The sequence below is a fragment of the Longivirga aurantiaca genome, assembly GCF_042660085.1.
Classification (GTDB): domain Bacteria; phylum Actinomycetota; class Actinomycetes; order S36-B12; family CAIYMF01; genus Longivirga; species Longivirga aurantiaca.
The window spans coordinates 1,244,334-1,262,324 of the sequence record NZ_JBHSTI010000008.1 but is presented as its reverse complement, the minus strand read 5'-3'; the positions used below and the strand labels follow the sequence as shown (position 1 = coordinate 1,262,324).

Here is a 17,991-nt window from a genome sequence, read left to right as displayed (position 1 = left end):
GGCCGGTCCGCCCGTCCGGGCGCTGCTCAAGGTCTCCGCCGTACAGGTCGACATCACCGATGACGACTGTCCACCGAACGGTGACGGGGGTGACCGTGGCCAGCCCACGCATGAGCCGCACCGCGGTAGCGGCTGCCCTCGACGTGGCCATCTTCGTCGTGGGCGTACTCGTCGCCGTCTCCAGCGTCCTGATCTGGGCCGGCGAGGGCATCGACCTCGCGCCCACCGGTGTCATCGCGGTGCTCCTCGTCTTCGTGATGTCCCGCTTCCCCCTGACGCTGACGCACCAGTCGGGCGACATCGTCATCGGCTTCGAGACCTGCGTCCTCGTGTACCTCGTGCTCACCGAGTCGCCGATGCACGCGCTGTCGCTGTGGTCGATCGCGACAGCGCTCGCGATGCTCACCCAGCAGAAGTCCTGGCGCGCGCGCATCTTCAACGTCGGCCTGACGATCCTCGGCGGCGCGCTGTTCGTGCTGATCGTCGCGGTCACCGATCCCGGGCCCGAGTACCCCGCGTGGCAGCTCGCGTCGGTGATGGTCGCGTGCGCCGTCTACTTCACCTTCGACCTGGTCGTCACGGCCGTCTCGATCGCGATCGAGGACGGCTGCTCCATCAGCACGGTGCTGCGCTGGGGCTCGGTGCCGCTCGGACTCGCCTGCTTCGTCAGCGTCGACACGCTCGGCTACCTCGCGGCGATCCTCGTCGAGGACCACCCGACGTGGACGCTGATCCTGCTGCTCGTGCCCGTCGCGACGATCCTTGTCGCGGTCCGCTCGGTCAGCGAGAACCGCCTCGCCCAGCGCCGGCTCACCGGGCTGCTCGAGGCCGCGACCCAGGCCCCGGACTGGCTGACCGACGACCAGATCGAGCACTCGCTCGTGCAGCAGGCCGAGCGCACCCTGCGCTCGACGACCGCGACCCTGCGCGTGGAGCCGCCGTCCGACGAGGAGATCGGCTCCCCCATCACCTTCGACGACGGGACGACGCGCCATCTCGTCGTCCGCGCGCAGTCGTCCGGCCGGGAGTTCACCGAGCAGGACCGCGCCGCGCTCGAGACGCTCACCGCAGTCGGCACGTCGGCGTTCCAGCGACGCCGGCTCTCGGACGAGACCACCTTCCTCGCCCGCCACGACGCGCTCACCGGCCTGCACAACCGCGCGGTGTTCAGCGACCGGCTGACCGCCGCCATCGACGGTCGGCACCCGTCGGGGCTGCTCGCCGTCCTCTACTGCGACCTCGACGGCTTCAAGGGCATCAACGACAGGCTCGGCCACCGGGTCGGCGACGACCTGCTGCTGCTGGTGGCGCACCGGATCCTCGAGTGCCTGCGCCCGGGCGACGTCGCTGCCCGCCTCGGCGGCGACGAGTTCGGGGTGCTGCTCGACGACCTCACCGATGAGTCCCAGGCCTTCCTCATCGCCGAGCGGCTGACCGCCGCCCTCGAGGCGCCGTTCGACACCGCCGGCCAGGAGCTGATGGTGCAGGTGAGCATCGGCATCACGTTCACGGGCGCCGGCCCGACGACGGCGTCGGACCTGATCAACAACGCCGACACCGCGATGTACGCCGCCAAGTCGCGCGGCAAGGGCACCGTCGCCCGGTTCGAGCCGTCGATGCGCAGCGAGGAGATCGACCGGCTCGAGCTCGAGGACGCGCTGCGGCTCGCGGTCCGGGACGAGCAGATCACCGTGCACTTCCAGCCCGTGGTCGACCTGCGCACCGGGCTGATCGACGGCTTCGAGGCGCTGGCCCGCTGGACGCACCCGACACTCGGCCACATCGGTCCCGACCGCTTCATCCCCGCGGCCGAGCGCACGGGCCTGATCCGTCAGCTCGGCCGGCAGATCCTCGAGCAGGCGCACGCGGGCGGGCGCACGCTGGCGGCGCGTGCCGGCCGCCCCATCGCTCTCGGCGTCAACCTCTCCCCCATGCAGGTCACGGACGAGACCCTCGCCGAGCGGGTGCGCGAGCTGCGCGACCTCGACCCCGAGGTGCCGCTCGTGCTCGAGCTGACCGAGGGCATGCTCCTCGGCCACGACCTGCCGACCGTCGCCGCGCTCACCGGTCTCAAGCAGGGCGGTGTGCGACTCGCGATCGACGACTTCGGCATCGGCTACTCGTCCGTCGGCTACCTCCACCGCCTCCCGGTGGACGTCCTGAAGATCGACAAGATGTTCGTCGCCGAGCTGCACGACCCGCGCTCGCGCGCACTGGTCGCCGGTGTGGTGGCCATGGCCCACGCGATGGACCTCTCGGTCATCGCCGAAGGCGTCGAGGACTGGCCGAGCGCGACCGCCGTCCGTGACCTCGGCTGCGACTTCGCCCAGGGCTACCTGTTCAGCCGCCCGCTCCCCCTGGCCGCTGCGGCCGACCTCGCGGCCGCCGGGCCGTTCGACCTCGCCCCGGCGGGGCCCTTCGACCTCGCGCTGTCCCGATCCGAGCGGACCTCCGTGGTAGGTCGCTGACCGCACCCTGGTCTCAAGCTGGTCACATCCTGGATCCGTCGCGTGACACGCCGTCGTCAGGGCCGGGACGCACTTAGGCTGCCCGCGTGTCCCGAGCCGTGAAGCGCATCGCCGCCCTCCTCGCCGCAGTCGTCGCCCTCCCCCTCCCCGCGGTGGTCTCTACCGGCACCGCCGGAGCCGTGGGCGTCACCGCCGATCCGACGCCCGTGCGCACCCTCGCCGTCAGCGGCACCGGGGTTGGCTCCTACCCTGCGTTCGATCCGGCCATCGCGCGCTACGGCATCACCACTACCGCCGACACCGCGGGCACCGTGGTCGTCGCGGCCTCGACCAGCGACCCCGCCGGCAGCGTGTACGTCAACGGCCGCAAGCTCACGGGCGCCAGCACGACCGTCACAGGGCTCACCGAGGGCGCCGAGATCGCCGTCTTCTTCGTCGACGCCGCCGGCACCGCACGCCACTCCCTCGTCTACCTGCCCGCGCAGTTCCCGGCGCTGGAGCGGATCGACATCACGCCGAGCACGGCCCTCGCCACCGGCGACGTGCTGCTCACCCTGGGCAAGTGGCTCACGCCCGGGCCGTTCTTCGAGGCTGCGGTCGACCGCAACGGCGTCCCGTCGTACGTGAAGACGACGACGCAGTCCCTGGACCTCAAGGCGCAGCCCGGCGGCGGCTGGACGGTCAGCCGCACGACGAACGGCGAAGGCCGCACCGGCACCGACGTGGTCGAGCTCGACTCCCAGTTCCGCGAGGTCAACCGATACCGAACCGTCGGCCTCGTCGACACCGACAGCCACGACTCGCTGCTCATGCCCGACGGAAGCCGCTATCTCATGGCGTACGAGCCGAACGCGGTGAGCGGCCTCATCGACTCCGTGGTGCAGCACATCTCGAGCGACGGCGACGTGCTCTTCGAGTGGAACTCCGCCGACCACGTGAACCCGGCAATCGAGTCGGTTGCAGCCAACACGCAGTTCCCCACCGACTACGCGCACATCAACTCGTTCGACGTCATGGCCGACGGCGACCTCCTGATGTCGTTCCGGCACCTCAGCTCGGTCTTCAAGGTCGCGCGCACGGCGCACGACGGCTTCAGCGTGGGCGACGTGGTGTGGCGGCTCGGCGGGAAGCTGAGCGACTTCACGTTCACCGACCTGGCGGGCGACCCGGACGGCGGACCGTGTGCGCAGCACACGGCGGACGAGCTGCCCAACGGCAACATCCTGCTCTTCGACAACGGCGCGTGGACGGCCAACAAGCTCTGCACCGACCCGGCCGATCCCACCGGTGCACCGGTGGCACACATCCCCACGCGGATCACCGAGTGGGCGATCGACGAGGCGACCGGCGAGGCGACGATCGCCTGGAACTACGAGGTGGCCGATCGCTATGCGCTGTTCGCCGGCTCGGCCCTGCGCCTCAGCAACGGGAACACGCTCATCGGCTGGGCGTCCGAGACCGATGCCACGGCGAGCGAGGTCAACGCTGCCGGCACTCTGCTCTGGGAGCTGCGCGACCCGACCGCCACGTGGTTCACGTACCGCGCCGCTCTCGCACCTGTGCCGGACGCGACGCCCCCGACCGTCGCGTTCACGTCGGGGCTCGAGGGGTCCACCTTCCTGCAGGACGCCGTGGTCAAGGTCGACTACACCTGCTCCGACCGCGGCGGGTCCGGCCTGCGCACCTGCACCGCACCGGTCGCGTCGGGAGCCGCGCTCGACACCCGGACGGCGGGCGCCCGCACCCTCACGGTGCGTGCCACCGACGGCGACGGCAACGTCACCACCAAGACCCTGCACTACACGGTGACGGCCGCCTACCGGCCCGACGCCCAGGTGCGCAAGGTCAGCGGCGGCGCCTGGCTCGGCGTCGACAGCTACACGACCACGCGCATGACGATGCCGATCTCGCTCAGCTGGTCGACCAAGGCGGGCAGCGCCTACGTCCGCATCGTCAACGACGGCAAGCGCACCGACACCATGACGGTCCGCGGCACCCCGAGCGGCGGCGGATTCGCCGTCAGCTACTGGTACGGCGACCGCAACGTCACAGCCGCGGTGACGGCCGGCACGTACCGGACCGCTGCGCTCGCCCCTGGTGCCAGCGCGCTGCTGAAGGTGCGCGTCGCCGTCGCCAGCACCACCGTGCGGGTGGGGAGCGCCCGCGAGGTCTGGGTCGTGACCGGGTCGCTCGCGCGGCCGGCCGTCCGCGACAGCGTCGTCGTCAAGGCGGCCGCCGTCCGCTGACGGTCGTCCGCGACGACCCACGTGACGATCAAGCCGCTGAGGGTGGCCGACCAGCCCGACCCGCTCCGCCCCGTGCGGGTCGAGCACGGGACGGTCCTCTCCATCGCCGAGGTGGGACCGGCGGTGTTCGACCTCGTCGTGGCGACCGGATCGCCCGTCCCGTTCCGACCCGGCCAGTTCGCCATCGTCCACGGCCCGCAGGACCAGCGCCGGTGCTGATTCTTCGCCGGGGACCCGGGGCAGCCGCACGCGCGCTTCGTCGTCACGCCGTACGACGGCCGCCCGGTGTCGACCTGGGTGTCGACGGTCTCCCCCCGGTGACCGCGTCACGTCCGGGGGGCCGTAAGGCGCCCGGACAGCCCCCGACCTCGCGCCGCTGGACGAGCTCGACGACCTCGTGACGGCCCACGGGCGGGGACGGCTGGTAGCAGTGGTCGAGTCACGGTCCGCACCCCGCAGGACGACGGTGCCCCGTCCCGAGCGGATCGGGGACGGGGCAGCATCGTGGTACCGGTTGGTCAGGCGGGCGGGGAGAAGACGGTCGTGAGCGTGCTGAGTGACGTTCCTCCGGTGCCGCCGCCGACCAGACAGACGCGACCACCGATCACGGTCGAGGTCGCTCCGTGGCGTCCCGGCGAGAGCGCTGCCTCAGTACGCAAGGCGTCCGCGACCGGGTCGTACGACTCGTTCCTGGTGAACGCGCCACCCGTTCCGGTGATCTCCCCGCCGATGACGTACGCGCGAGGGTTGACCACCTGGACCGCCGTCGCCCGACGACCGGTCGGCATGGCCGCGCGGCTCGTCCAGGCCGCTGCCCCCGAGGTCAGCGCCTCGGACGACGCGAGCGTGCCGACGACGGTCGTGCCGTCGGCGGAGGGTGCATCCAGAACGGCGTCCGCGGGGATCCGCATGCGTTGTCTGCATCCAGAAGGCCGCTCGCACCAGAAGAAGGGGCACATGGCCGCATCGGGGCGGCCATCCGACCCTGGAGGACCCTCCGCATGCGCCGTCTCGTCTCCGTCATCGCCGCCGCCGGCTTCGCAGCCACCACCGCACTGGTAGCCGCCCCCTCGGCGAACGCCCTGACCGTGACCGACATCGCGTCCCCCACCACGGGTCGCACGTCGGTCACCACCCTCCCCGGCATCGCGCCGGCCATCGTCAAGGCGGGCGTCCTCCCCTACGCCGTCTCCCCCGGTCGCCTCGACGGCGTGCGCTTCTCGCCGCTCGCCCTGAAGTTCTCGTTCCCGATCACCGGTCTGCAGGGCGGCACCTTCGCGGGCAACGTGCCGAACGAGATCACCCACTCGGGCGGCATCGCCTTCGTGAAGCTCGGCTCGTTCACCAAGCGCATCGTGGTCAAGGACTTCACGATCGATCTCAACGGCGGCACCGCCGTCGGCCAGACCGCCAGCCCGCAGCTCATCGGCACCGTCACCGACGGCCCCGGCGGGGTGCCGGACGGCGCCCGCGTCGCGCTCTTCGACATCGACCTCGCCAACGCCAAGGTCGACGCGACCGACGTCCAGGTGACGGGCGCCCAGCTCCGCCTCACGGCGGTGGCCGCCGGCGCGCTCGACGCCGAGCTCGGCACCACGCTGTTCCGCAGCGTCATCGGCGCGCCGATCTTCTCGGCGAAGGCCAACGCCTGACGCACGACCTCGATGTGAGGCAGCCCCCTGCGACGCAGGGGGCTGCCTCACGTCGGCGGTGCGGCCGGTCCTGACGGCGACGAGGCCGCAGCCCGCTCCGGCAGCGAGGCAAGGGCCCGCGAGAGCTGAGCACGCGACCGGATGCCGAGCTTGCGATAGACGCGGGACAGGACGGCCTCGACGGTCTTCACGCTCAGGTGGGCCGTCGTGGCGATCTCGACGTTGCGCAGGCCGTCTGCCGCGAGCCGCGCCACCTCGAGCTCGGTGGGGGTGAGGGCCTCAGGTCGGCTGGGACGCAGGCCGACCCGGTTCAGCTCGGAACGGGCGACCTCGACGTACGCCGGGCAGCCGAGCTCCCCGAAGATGTCGAGCCCAGCGGTCAAGCAGTCGTGAGCCTGCCTCTTCTGCCGCGTGCGGCGGAGCAGACGGCCCGCCACGAGAAGCGCGAGGGCTCGGTCGAGCGGCTGCCCCGGCTCGGAGTCGTAGGCCGCGAGCATCTCGGGCACGAGGAGGGCTGCCTCGTCGAGGTCTCCTCGCGCAGCCAGGAGCCCGATCCGCCCCCGGCGGCACACCGCCAGCTGGTTGGTCTGCCCCAGCTGGCGGGCGCGCTGCTCGGTGCGATCGAGATGTCGCTCGGCCTCCGCGAACCGACCGAGTGCGGAGGCCGCCTCCGCGAACGGGACATCGGACTCGAGGTTCGCCGGGTCGTCCCAGCCGACCTGCGCCGCCAGCTCGATCGCGGTCGCGAAGGCGGCGTACGCCTGCTCCTGCTCGCTGTACGCCGCATGCACCCGACCGCGCAGGTGGCTGATGATCGCTCCGAACTGGTAGTACTCCGGACCGGCGAACAGCTCGGATGCCTGCCGCAGGGTCGAGAGCGCCTCGTCGTGGCTGCCCTGCAGCCCATCAAGGAGCGCTGACTGCGCGCGCAGCTGCCACGTCACGATCGGACCGTGCCCCCGGGCCCAGCGTTCGCCCTCGACGATCGCGGCGCGCGCGGCGTCCCACTGCCCGGCGCGCTGCTCGAGGTGCGCCAGGTGGGAGTAGACGGTCGGGAGCGATACGTCATCACCCATGGCGCGGCAGCGGGTCAGCATCGACAGGCACACCGCACGGCCCTCGTCGAAGCGGTCGGCCATCATGAGGAGGTGCGCCAGCTCGAGGCTCGGCGCGTCGAGCGCGACGTCGGCCGGATGCTGCGCGTCGAGCGCCACCGCACGCGCCATCAGCTCGTCCGTCGCCTGCCCGGCTGTCATCCGTGCCTGGATCTCGAGGCTGAGCCCCGCGACGAGGAGCGCCGGGTCGACGCCCGCGCCCGCAGCAGAGAGCACGCGGTTGGCAGCGGCGATGCGCTCGATCCGCTCGGACGGCCGGTCGGCGAACTCGTCGTTGACCGTGCGCACCATCGCCTCGGCGGCGAGCAGAGGGTCGAGGTCGGCGGCCAGGAGCTCACGGTTGAGGGCGTGCATCTCCGCTGTGCGGGCGGCGTGCAGGCACAGCCGGGCGAGACCCATCGTGGCGGACCAGTAGGACGAAGACCCCGGGTGGTGCTCGCGCACGTCGACGAACCAGCCTTCAGCCAGCGACGGCTGCCCGCTCTGGAACGCCCAGCGCCCCAGGAGCAGCGCACGGTCGCCGCGATCGGGCGACTCGACGGGCGTGCGGGTCACCGCGAGGGTGAGCAGCTCGACGGCGGCGTCCCAGGCGCCGCGTGCCCGGGTACGCGCGGCTGTCGTCGCCAGGCTGGCCGCCAGCCGCGCGTCGGGCCCGTCCACCCCGAGGCCGGCGTGCCGGACGCGTGCCTCCTCGCTCGGCTCGGCGTCAGCGAGGCGACGATGCGCCTCCGACCTGTCGGGGGCTGATCCAGCAGAGATCGCAGCCTCGGCGTACAGCGGGTGGGCGAACAGGACGAGGTCGGTCACCCTCACGAGGCCGGCGCGCACGGCCGGGTCGAGCACCGCCACGAGCTCGAGCTGCGAGCAGCCGCGGGCGCGCGCCACCACCTCGAGGTGTGGGTGGCTCGCCAGCGCCGACGTGAGCAGGGCGATGCGTGTCTCGCGGGGAAGCACCGTGAGCCTCTCGCGAACGAGCTCCTCGACCGTGCCCCCGGTGCCGCTGTCGAGCCTGTGACGGGCGAGCTCCAGTGCGTGCAGCGGGTTACCGCCGGAGGCTCGCTCGATGCCTCGCAGGTCGCCGAGCTCCACGATGGTCCCCAGGTTGCTCTGGACGACCCGCATGAGGTCGTCGGCGGACAGCGGGCCGAGCCGTACCTCCGCGACGGGGTCGAACCCGGACGCCGGCAACCAGGCCATCGCGTCGCCGCCCGGTCGACTGGCGCACACGAGCACGAGCCTGGCCGTGCCGATGCGGTGGAGCGCCTGGCTGAGAGCGTGGGCGCTGGACGGGTCCAGCCACTGGGCGTCGTCGACGACGAGGAGCACGGGCCGTCGTGCCGCGAGGTTGACCAGCACCCCGCGCAGCCCGGCCGCGACCGCTCGCGGGTCGACGTCGCCCGTCACATCCTCGAGGAGCAGCGCAGCGCGCAGGCTCGAGGCCTGCGGCGCGGGGAGCTCCGCGAACGTGCTCTCCGGCAGGCCGGCGAGGATCGCCGTGAGCCCGCTGAACGCCAGGGACGACTCGCTCTCGAGCGGACGCGCCCGAAGCACGAGAGGTCCGTCGACCGCCGCGAGCAGAGCGTTGACGAGGGTCGTCTTGCCCATCCCTGGTGAGCCCACGACGTTGACCGCCTCCGGACCCCCACGGCCGACCGCGCCCACCAGTGCGGCGAGCTCGGCGGCGCGGCTCACCAGGTCGGTCATATCGCCAGTGTGTCTCACCCGACGAACCCTGCCGTCGCGGTACGCCGTTGCGGCGTCGGGCTCCGCGCTCTGCGTGTCGACGTGGTCATCGTCGCCTCCTCCCGACCGATGCCCCCACGGTGCTCGCGACGTCGCCCCGTCGTAACCGGGAGAACCCTCGATCTGGGGTCTCGGACTGCCGTCGCTCACGGGCGGCCACGTCGAGTCTGATGAAGGGTTTCCTTGTCTACCTCGATGGACGGCTCTCGCGGACTGTTGGCGCAGCAGGTCCCATCACCCTCCCGAGCAAAGGCAGACCCATGAAGCGCACCCTCTCCGCCCTCGCCCTGACCGGGCTCGTCGCCCTCGCCGTCGCCCCCATGTCGCCGGCACAGGCATCGACCCGCACGACCGTCTCCGGCACGTACCAGTTCGTCGACGCGAGCATCCCGGTGCCTCGCACCGCCAGCGACCACCTCATCCTCGACGGGCTCACGGCGACCGTCGTCTGGACCGGAACGTTCGAGGGCACCTCGACCCTCACGGGCCGACTCGTGCTGCGACCCATCGGCGACGGCGACCCGTTCCTCGGAACGGCCAGCTACCAGTACACCGACGTCTTCGTGGGCACCGTGAACGGGGTCGCGGGGACCATGACGCTCCTCGAGCAGGGGCACACCGGCAGGGACGGCATCGTGCACTCCAAGAACGTGGTCGTGTCGGCGACCGGCGGCCTCGCGGGTCTGACCGGCATGGTGCTGGGGACCGGGACCGTCGCCGGCCCCAACGGCCCCTCGGGCACCTACGCCGGAACGCTGTCCATGCCCTGACGCTCCAACACCATCAGGCGTCGAGCCCGTCGCGGAGACCTCTGTCTGCGCGACGGGCTCGACGCACTGTCGACTGGTGTGAGTGGTCGTCCGACGCACGATGCGCGGCGGCCCATCGCGCACCTGCTCACGGCCCGCCAGCGGAGTCCCGAGCTGGTCGCGGAGGAACCGGGACCGCGCCCCGGTGGCCCGGCACGGGATCACTCCGCCGGGCCTCGAGCCTGCAGAGTGCGCCGCCGCCGCGCACGGGCTCGCACTAGGCTGCGCCACGGGACGAGAGGGGGTGAGCGCTGGTGAGCGACGGTGACCGAGGCTACGGACCCGTGTTCGCGGCGGCGCCGGATGCCACTGGCGGCGCGCTCACGCTCGACGTCCGCGACCCCCGCGCTGTGCATGCCCCTGTTATCGACCTGGTCGAGACGGTCGATGTCCTGGCCGACGCCCTCGACATCCCGTGGCGCGGCAGCTTTCGCCACGGCTTCTGCTGGGGGCTCCTCGTGCCGGAGGGCGACGGCGCGGCCGTGGTCGTCATGGGTCGGACCCCGGCCGATCTCGAAGGACCCGGGGTGCGGGTCGGTCGGATCGTCGACGGCGACGCCCGCAGGTTCCTCCAGCTGTGGGCCGGCCGCGCCGCGCGCGTGTCCGTGCTGGTCGAGGCGACGCCCGGCAGCTTCGCGCTCGAGGTGCGCTACCGGTCGGTGCCCGCGGATCCGCCCACGATCGCGCTGCCCCACCCCGCAGAGCCCCCCGCCCCGACCGCACCGGTCGCGGACCCGTCCGAGAGCGACACCCCGACCTGGGCGGCCGCGACGGCCGCCGCTGCCACCGCCGCTGCGGTGGCCGACTCCGCCGCCGAGCCCGAGCCCGCGTGGAGCACCGAGCCCGAGATCGTGGCGGTGGCCGAGCCCGAGCCCGTGTGGACCGCCGAGCCCGAGATCGTGGCTGTGGTCGAGCCCGAGCCCGCGTGGACCTCCGAGCCCGCGTGGACCTCCGAGCCCGAGCCCGAGCCCGAGATCGTGGCTGTGGTCGAGGCCGAGCCGGAGCCGGAGCCCGAGCCCGCGTGGGCCGCCGCGGACGAGGTCGCCGCCGCGACCTGGGCTGCGCGAGCGATGGAGGAGGCGCCGGCCTCGGTGGTCGAACCCGAGCTTTCGCCGGTCGCGACCGATCCGGCGCTCCTCGCGCCTCCCGGGGTTTCAGCCGGCTGGTACGTCGACCCGTTCGACGCGGACGAGCTCCGCTGGTGGGATGGCACGCGGTGGTCCATCGATGCGGCACCCCGTCCGGCCGCCCGGCACGACGAGGTGTGAGCGCACCGATCTGGCACCGGAGACCTCGCCGAGGAGTCGCGCGCAGCGTTGTGCAGACTGCGCTCTGTGAAGCTGGTGTCGCTGTCCGTGGGCAGCCTGAGCCGAACAGTGGGGTGACCGCCACCCGATCGGTGCGAGTTCACCGCTACCTCTCGGTTCGCTCACGGCGCCCTGCCTACACTCCACCCATGCCCGAGTTCGATGCTCTCTCCGTCGTCGCTGTCGACGACGCCGTCCGTGTGGACTTCACGTCTGCCGACGGCGCTGTCCTCGACGCGACCGGCGGCGAGCTCGATCTCCCCGTCGCCTCGCTCGACGTCGTCTCCCTCACGTTGGTGGACCTCGCGCGGTCGCCGGCCGCACTGGCCCGGCATCTCGGCCTGACCGAGTCGGGTGGGTTCCTGCACGGCGCACGGTGGGGCGTCCTCTCACCCGTCGACGGGCGGTGGCGGGTCGGCATCCTCACGGCCGATGACACCGACGCCACCGAGAGCCGCCTGGACGTCGGGCGGCTCTCCGACCGCGATGTCGAGCGCTGGGCTCCGCTGCTGGACGGCCGGACGCTGCGGGTCGTCGTGTTCGTCGAGGCCACCTCGGTCTTCGCCGGGATCGACGCCCGCTTCCGTCGCGACCTCCTCGGCGCGCCGGGATTGCCCTCGTCCGGCCGCACCGGACCCACACGGGACGACCTCGACCGGGCAGCACCCCCGGCCGCTCCCCCGCTGTGGTACGTCGACCCCGCCGACTCCCAGCAGCTGCGCTACTGGGACGGCGCGGGCTGGACCCTGCACACCGCTCCCCGCTAGGCGCAGCCGCTGCGCCGTCGCGCTGTGGACCTGGCGTGCCGCACCGCCCCGCACCGTCGGGGTGTCGCTCACGGCGGCACGCACGACATGCACCCCGACACGGGCCAAGGCGCTGGTGTCGGCGGGGCTAGCCTCGGGCGGCGTTCACCTCGTCACGCCAGGCCAGCCAGTCGGTCAGCCGGGCCAGGTCGTACGACGGCCCACCCAGGCCGATCGTGAAGAGGGTGACGCCGGCGTCGAGCAGCGGCTGGCCCTTCGTGCCCGGGTCACCCTCGACGCCCACCGAGCGCTCGACCTCGGACGGGTCGCGACCCTCCGTGCGGCACCACTCGTCGAGGATGGCGGACTTGCGGACGACCGTGCCCAGGTCGCCGAAGCCGTGCCAGATGTCGGCGTGCCGGGCGGTGTAGCGCAACGTCTTCTTCTCGCCGCCGCCACCGATGAGCACGGGGATGTCGCGCAGCGGCGCGGGGTTCAGCGCCGACCACCGCTTCTCGATCCGCGGCAGCGCCTGCTCGAGGTCGGCGAGGCGGCTTCCCGCGGTGCCGAAGTCGTAGCCGTACTCGTCGTAGTCGCGCTCGAACCAGCCCGCACCGATGCCGAGGATGAGGCGGCCGCCGCTGATGTGGTCGACGGTGCGCGCCATGTCGGCGAGCAGCTCGGGGTTGCGGTACGAGTTGCAGGTGACCAGCGCGCCGATCTCGACCCGCGACGTCGCCTCGGCCCAGGCGCCCAGCATCGTCCAGCACTCGAAGTGCTCGCCGTCGCGCTCGCCGTACAGCGGGAAGAAGTGGTCCCAGTTGAACACGACGTCGACACCGGCCTCCTCCGCAGCGGCGACGGCGCGACGGATCTCGGCGTACTCGGCGTGCTGCGGCTGGATCTGCACGCCGATGCGGACCGGACGGGTCACGGAGCTCTCCTCGCGAGTCGATCTGGGATGCGGTGCCGGGATGTCGTTCTCGACGCTACCCGCGTCCCGCTGGCAGCGCCCGACCAGGTCTCGGCCCAGCCCCGCGAGCTCTCGGCCGCCGGTCGGTCCGGACCTGCGAACGATCCGACCGGACGACTCCGCCACGCGACGAATGGCCGTGGTCGGGCGGCGCGTCGACGCCGGGCGGAGATCGGTCGCATCACACGCGCGACCGCACGCGGGCGCGGATCGGGTGAGCGCGGGGTCTCGACGTCACCGGCAGCACGCCCGACCCGCTCTCCTGGTCGCGTCCCGCGGTCATCCCTGGACGAGCTCGCCCAAGGACGCCGCGACCGCAGTCACCAGCAGCCCGGCGTCAGGCACGACGGCCGAGTCCACGGTCACCGACAGCGACGCGCGTCCCGCGTAGGACATCAGGGCGCTGGTCGCTCGCACGTCCAGCGCCAGGGGAACGCAGGGCACGACCTCCCGGACCTGCCGTCCGCAGAGCGAGAGCGGCGTCCGCGGGCCGCGCACGTCGGACGCCACGAGGTTGACCCGCGCCTGACCGCGACGCGCGTAGGCCCTCGCCGCGCGGTCCAGCAGCGGCGCCGGCACCAGGTCGCCGACGCGCAGCAGCTGCTCGGTGGCGAGCGCCACTCCGTCGGTCTTGGCACGCGAGGTCTGATCGGCGACGTCGAGGAGCATCTCCTGCGCCGACCGACGATGCACCGGGAGCTCGACGAAGAACGCCGCGTTCATGGTGCCCGGGCGGATGTCGGACGGGCCTCGACGCGTCGACACGGGCACCAGGACCCGCACGCGGGTCTCCGTGCCGAGCGCCGCGCGGTTGCCGAGCACGGTGCGCAGGCCGCCGGACAGGGCCGCGAGGTAGACGTCGTTGATGGTGCAGTCGGAGCGCTCCGCGACCCGCCGCAGGTCGGCCAGGTCCGCGGTGAACCAGCCCCAGGTCCGGTGCCGCCCGAGCGCTCCGTTGAGCAAGCTCGGCGGAAGGTCCGGGACGGCGACGGTGCGGACGCCCTGGCGGATCCGACGGACCCGCTCGCGCAGACCCGGCTCCGCGGGTGGCGCCACCCGCGACCCGACGCGGCGTACGTTCCCGTCCGTCGAGGACAGCAGGGCGGTCAGGAGACCGGCACCCGACACCCCGTCGATCAGGGTGTGGTGCGCCGTGACCAGCAGGGCCCAGCTGCCGTCCTCGAGCCCGTCGATCCGCCATACCTGCCAGAGCGGCCCGGACGTGTCGAGCCGCACGCGCATGAGCTGGGCCACGAGCCTGCACAGGGCGGCGCGGTCGCCGGGAGGCTCGAGCGAGGCGGCATGCAGCTGCGCCTCGGGCACTACGTCGGGGGCATCGCGCCAGACGGGCCGACGCAGATCGCCCGGGCGCCGGTGGACCCGTTGGCGGCACTCCCTGAGCGCAGCGGCACGATGCGCGAGCTCGGCGCGCACCAGGTCGGCATCGGGCGCGGGCCCGTCCAGGATCAGGAGCGCACCGATGTGGAGCGGGGCCTCGTCGGTCTCGAGGGCGAGGAGACCCGCGTCGAACGCCGAGAGCCGTCCCACCGTCATCACCGCCCGCCGACCGTTGTCCCACCAGTCTGACGGCACGCGTATCGCGAGGCGCGCGGGCGAGCCTCCGGATCGGGTGAGTGGGACGATGGATTCGTCGGCCTAGGAGGTCGTCATGTTGTACGTCATCACCATCGCACTCGGGTCGCTCACCGTCGCCCTCATCATCCTGCTCTCGGCTACGCCGCCCGGTCGGCCCCGCGCCTGGAAGCTGCGGATGTCCTGGGCGCTGTGGTGCCTGCAGCCGGCATTGCTGAGCGCCGGGTTGATCATGGGCCTCGCCATCCAGTCGGCGCTCGGCTACACCTCGTCGAACGTCCCGGACGACGTGGAGAACTGGCTCTCGCTCGTCACGATCGGGCCCGTCGCCCTCGGCCTGGTCGCGGGCACGGTGCTCGGCGGCCTCGCCTGGCGCTCCGCGCGTCTCGAGCAGCCGCCGACGACGCATCGCCCGTGGGCTCTGGCAGCCTTCGTGGCCAACGCGCTGTGGTTCGCGGGCGGTGCGTGGCTGATCCCGGTACCGGCCGTGGCGATCGCACTCGACATCGTGATCCTCGTCGTGGTGCTGGTCCTGGTGCTCCGGCCGCTGCGGCGCAGCGAGGCCGGCACCCCCAGCGGATCGGACGGCTCGCCGACCGGCGGCACCGCTGCCGCACGGGGCGACCTGCCCGTCAGCTGAGCCGACCCAGGTCAGAGTCGGCAACCGTGCGAGCGCCGTGGACGGCGGTGAGCTCGCGGTCGCGGGCACGATGAGGCCGCAGGCGCTCCGCCACGCTGCCGGAGGGCGGCTGCCGCACGGGAGCGAGCGTCGTCACATCCCGTCTCTCGACCCGTCTTCGAGCCGCTCGACGCCTACGCTGGGTGTACGTACTGCGGAGGCGTCATGACGACCCCGACGACGATGACGATGACGATCGACCTGGGGGGGCTGGCGACCCTCATCGACCTCCTGCGCGCTGACGGCTGGACGGTTCTGGGCCCACGGCTGGTGGACGACGTCGTGGTGCACGCGCCGATCAGCTCCCTGGACGACCTGCCCCGCGGCACCACCGACGACCAGCAGCCGGCGCACTACCGTCTCGCCCGCCGCGACGACGACGCGGTCTTCGGCTACGCCGTCGGACCGCAGTCGTGGAAGCCGTGGCTCTACCCGTCCCGCGAGCTCCTGCGCCGCTCGACCGACGCCGGGGACGCCGCCCAGGCCGGACACGATGGCGGGGCAGCGGAGCCGCAGCCGGTGATCGATGCGCCGCGGCTGGCCCTCGTCGGTGTCCGCTCGTGCGACCTGCACGCCATCGGGTTGCACGACGCCGTGCTACTCGGCAGGAGCGCCGTCGACGTCCACTACGCGGCGCGCCGGGAGCAGATCCTGGTCGTCGCAGTGACGTGCTCGGACCCGGGCGGGACGTGCTTCTGCAGCTCGATGGGGACCGGGCCCGACCCGGACTCCGGCTTCGACCTGGCGCTGACCGAGATCGACGACGCCTCGGGCCACCGCTTCCTGGTGCGGGTCGGCACGGCCCGGGGCGCCGAGCTGCTCGAGCGCTGCCCCGCCAACGAGGCCTCCGCCACCGATGCCGCGGCCGCAGCCGCCGTGGTCGACCAGGCCGTCGCCCGGATGGGGAGGCAGCTCGACACGACAGATCTGCGCGATCTCCTCTACGCCAACGCCGACCACAGCAGGTGGGAGGACGTCGCGCAGCGCTGCTTCGCCTGCGGCAACTGCACGCTCGTCTGCCCCACCTGCTTCTGCACCACCGTGACCGACTCCACCTCGCTGGTCGACGGCTCCAGCGAGCGCTGGCGGGTGTGGGACTCGTGCTTCACCGGCGAGTTCACCCACCTCGAATCCGGCAACGTCCGCGAGTCGACGAAGTCCCGCTACCGCCAGTGGGCCACGCACAAGCTTGCCGCCTGGTGGGACCAGTTCGGATCGTCGGGCTGCGTCGGGTGCGGTCGCTGCATCACCTGGTGCCCCGCGGCCATCGACATCACGGCGGAAGTCGCTGCCATCCGTGCGACGCCCGGCGTCGACGACCCCGATCCGGAGGAGTGACATGCGCGGCATCGACCAGCTGCTCACCGAGCACCCGTTCTTCGTCGGCCTCGACGACGCGACGCTCGCCCTCATGGCCGGCTGCGCGGCCAACCGGCGCTTCGCCCCGGGCGAGTACCTCTTCCGCGAGGACGACGCCGCAACCACGTTCTACGTCGTGCGCCATGGGCGCGTGGCCATCGAGGCGCATCGGCCCGCTGGCGCCACCGTCGTCGTCGAGACCGTCGAGGAGGGCGAGGTGCTCGGCTCGTCGTGGCTCGTCCCTCCGCACCGCTGGCAGTTCGACGCGCGCGCGGTGACACCCACGGGGGTCGTGGTGTTCGACGGCGCCTGCCTGCGGCGGTCCTGCGACGAGGATCCGCGCCTGGGCTACGAGCTCACGCTGCGCGTCGCCCAGGTGCTGCACACGCGGCTGCAGGCCGCCCGGGTCCGGCTGCTCGACCTGTACGGGACACCCGATGCCTCCCGTCGCTGATGCCGCTCAGGCCTCGCGCGCGGCTCGAGGCCCGGATCCCATGCAGCCGCGCCGGTTCGTCGTGCGCCAGCGCCGTCAGGACACCTCCGACACCGCGACCTACGTGCTCGAGCCGCTCGACGGCCGCCCGCTCCTGTTCACGCCCGGCCAGTTCACGATGCTGGGCAGGTTGGGCACGGGCGAGGTGCCCATCTCGATCAGCGGCGACCCCGCCTCCCCCCTCCTGGTGCACACGGTGCGCGACGTCGGCGGGGCCACCCACCTGCTGCTTCAGGCGCAGGTCGGCGACGTGCTCGAGGTGCGCGGCCCCTACGGCACCGGGTGGCGGGTCGGGGACGGCCGGGGCGGGGACGTACTCGTCGTGGCCGGCGGCATCGGGCTCGCGCCACTGCGGCCGGCGGTGCTCGACCTGCTCGCGCACCGCGACGACTACCGCTCCGCCGTGGTGCTGTACGGCGCACGCAGCCCGACCGACCGGCTCTACCCCGACGAGCTCGAGGCGTGGTCGTCCCGGGGCGTGGACGTCCAGTCCATCGTCGACCACGGCACGCCCGACTGGCCCGGCCGCGTCGGCCTCGTGACGTCGCTGTTGGCCGGTGCGCCGGTGGACCCGGCGTCCACGCTCGCGCTCGTCTGCGGCCCCGAGGTGATGATCCGCTACGTGTCGCGGTCGCTCGTCGACCTCGGCGTCGCGCCCGACCGCATCCGCGTGTCGATGGAGCGCAACATGAAGTGCGGCGTGGGCCTGTGCGGTCACTGCCAGCTGCGCGGGCTGTTCGTGTGCACCGACGGCCCGGTGCTGCCCTACTCGGCCGTCGCACCCCTCATCGCGATCAGGGAGGTGTGA

At 72.7% G+C, this 17,991-nt stretch carries 15 protein-coding genes; 11 read left to right on the top strand and 4 right to left on the bottom strand.

Going from position 1 to position 17,991, the window contains the following annotated elements:
* Positions 1–110: 110 nt before the first annotated feature.
* From ACFQGU_RS09820 to ACFQGU_RS09810, 3 genes are all read left to right on the top strand, one after another.
* Positions 111–2,468: a putative bifunctional diguanylate cyclase/phosphodiesterase gene (locus ACFQGU_RS09820; protein ID WP_386766156.1), complete on the top strand. Its 2,358-nt coding sequence runs from the start codon at positions 111–113 to the stop codon at positions 2,466–2,468.
* Between the two features lie 86 nt (positions 2,469–2,554).
* On the top strand, positions 2,555–4,714 hold the full coding sequence (locus ACFQGU_RS09815) for an aryl-sulfate sulfotransferase (RefSeq protein WP_386766154.1): 2,160 nt from the start codon (positions 2,555–2,557) through the stop codon (positions 4,712–4,714).
* A 21-nt stretch (positions 4,715–4,735) separates the two neighbouring features.
* The gene (locus ACFQGU_RS09810) at positions 4,736–4,933 is read left to right on the top strand and encodes a hypothetical protein (RefSeq protein ID WP_386766152.1); all 198 of its coding nucleotides are present in this window, start codon (positions 4,736–4,738) and stop codon (positions 4,931–4,933) included.
* Positions 4,934–5,232: 299 nt separating this feature from the next.
* Here ACFQGU_RS09810 and ACFQGU_RS09805 read toward each other — a convergent pair whose 3' ends face one another.
* The gene (locus ACFQGU_RS09805; protein WP_386766150.1) at positions 5,233–5,625 is read right to left on the bottom strand and encodes a hypothetical protein; all 393 of its coding nucleotides are present in this window, start codon (positions 5,623–5,625) and stop codon (positions 5,233–5,235) included.
* A 90-nt stretch (positions 5,626–5,715) separates the two neighbouring features.
* Here ACFQGU_RS09805 and ACFQGU_RS09800 point away from each other — a divergent pair, with 90 nt between their 5' ends.
* Entirely contained in the window at positions 5,716–6,366 is a 651-nt protein-coding gene (locus ACFQGU_RS09800; protein ID WP_386766148.1) for a hypothetical protein, read from the top strand.
* Between the two features lie 47 nt (positions 6,367–6,413).
* Here ACFQGU_RS09800 and ACFQGU_RS09795 read toward each other — a convergent pair whose 3' ends face one another.
* Positions 6,414–9,185 carry an AAA family ATPase gene (locus ACFQGU_RS09795; RefSeq protein ID WP_386766146.1) on the bottom strand — a complete coding sequence of 924 codons (2,772 nt, stop codon included), beginning with the start codon at positions 9,183–9,185 and terminating at the stop codon, positions 6,414–6,416.
* Positions 9,186–9,484: 299 nt separating this feature from the next.
* On the opposite strand from ACFQGU_RS09795, the gene ACFQGU_RS09790 reads away from it, so the two are divergent.
* From ACFQGU_RS09790 to ACFQGU_RS09780, 3 genes are all read left to right on the top strand, one after another.
* Entirely contained in the window at positions 9,485–9,994 is a 510-nt protein-coding gene (locus tag ACFQGU_RS09790; RefSeq protein ID WP_386766145.1) for a DUF3224 domain-containing protein, read from the top strand.
* Positions 9,995–10,317: 323 nt separating this feature from the next.
* The gene (locus ACFQGU_RS09785) at positions 10,318–11,301 is read left to right on the top strand and encodes a DUF2510 domain-containing protein (RefSeq protein WP_386766143.1); all 984 of its coding nucleotides are present in this window, start codon (positions 10,318–10,320) and stop codon (positions 11,299–11,301) included.
* Between the two features lie 188 nt (positions 11,302–11,489).
* Complete coding sequence (locus ACFQGU_RS09780) at positions 11,490–12,107, top strand: DUF2510 domain-containing protein (RefSeq protein ID WP_386766141.1); 618 nt, start codon at positions 11,490–11,492, stop codon at positions 12,105–12,107.
* Positions 12,108–12,234: 127 nt separating this feature from the next.
* Here the strand turns inward: ACFQGU_RS09780 and ACFQGU_RS09775 are convergent, their stop codons facing one another.
* Both ACFQGU_RS09775 and ACFQGU_RS09770 read right to left on the bottom strand, forming a co-directional pair.
* Entirely contained in the window at positions 12,235–13,020 is a 786-nt protein-coding gene (locus ACFQGU_RS09775) for an LLM class F420-dependent oxidoreductase (RefSeq protein ID WP_386766139.1), read from the bottom strand.
* 318 nt (positions 13,021–13,338) lie between these two features.
* A complete protein-coding gene (locus ACFQGU_RS09770; protein ID WP_386766137.1) occupies positions 13,339–14,613 on the bottom strand; it encodes a wax ester/triacylglycerol synthase domain-containing protein in 1,275 nt (424 codons plus the stop codon).
* A 115-nt stretch (positions 14,614–14,728) separates the two neighbouring features.
* Between ACFQGU_RS09770 and ACFQGU_RS09765 the strand changes: the two genes are divergently transcribed.
* From ACFQGU_RS09765 to ACFQGU_RS09750, 4 genes are all read left to right on the top strand, one after another.
* Positions 14,729–15,292 carry a hypothetical protein gene (locus ACFQGU_RS09765; protein ID WP_386766135.1) on the top strand — a complete coding sequence of 188 codons (564 nt, stop codon included), beginning with the start codon at positions 14,729–14,731 and terminating at the stop codon, positions 15,290–15,292.
* A gap of 204 nt (positions 15,293–15,496) precedes the next feature.
* On the top strand, positions 15,497–16,669 hold the full coding sequence (locus ACFQGU_RS09760; RefSeq protein ID WP_386766133.1) for a 4Fe-4S dicluster domain-containing protein: 1,173 nt from the start codon (positions 15,497–15,499) through the stop codon (positions 16,667–16,669).
* Between the two features lies 1 nt (position 16,670).
* A complete protein-coding gene (locus ACFQGU_RS09755) occupies positions 16,671–17,144 on the top strand; it encodes a cyclic nucleotide-binding domain-containing protein (protein WP_386766131.1) in 474 nt (157 codons plus the stop codon).
* Positions 17,145–17,184: 40 nt separating this feature from the next.
* A complete protein-coding gene (locus ACFQGU_RS09750; RefSeq protein WP_386766129.1) occupies positions 17,185–17,991 on the top strand; it encodes an FAD/NAD(P)-binding protein in 807 nt (268 codons plus the stop codon).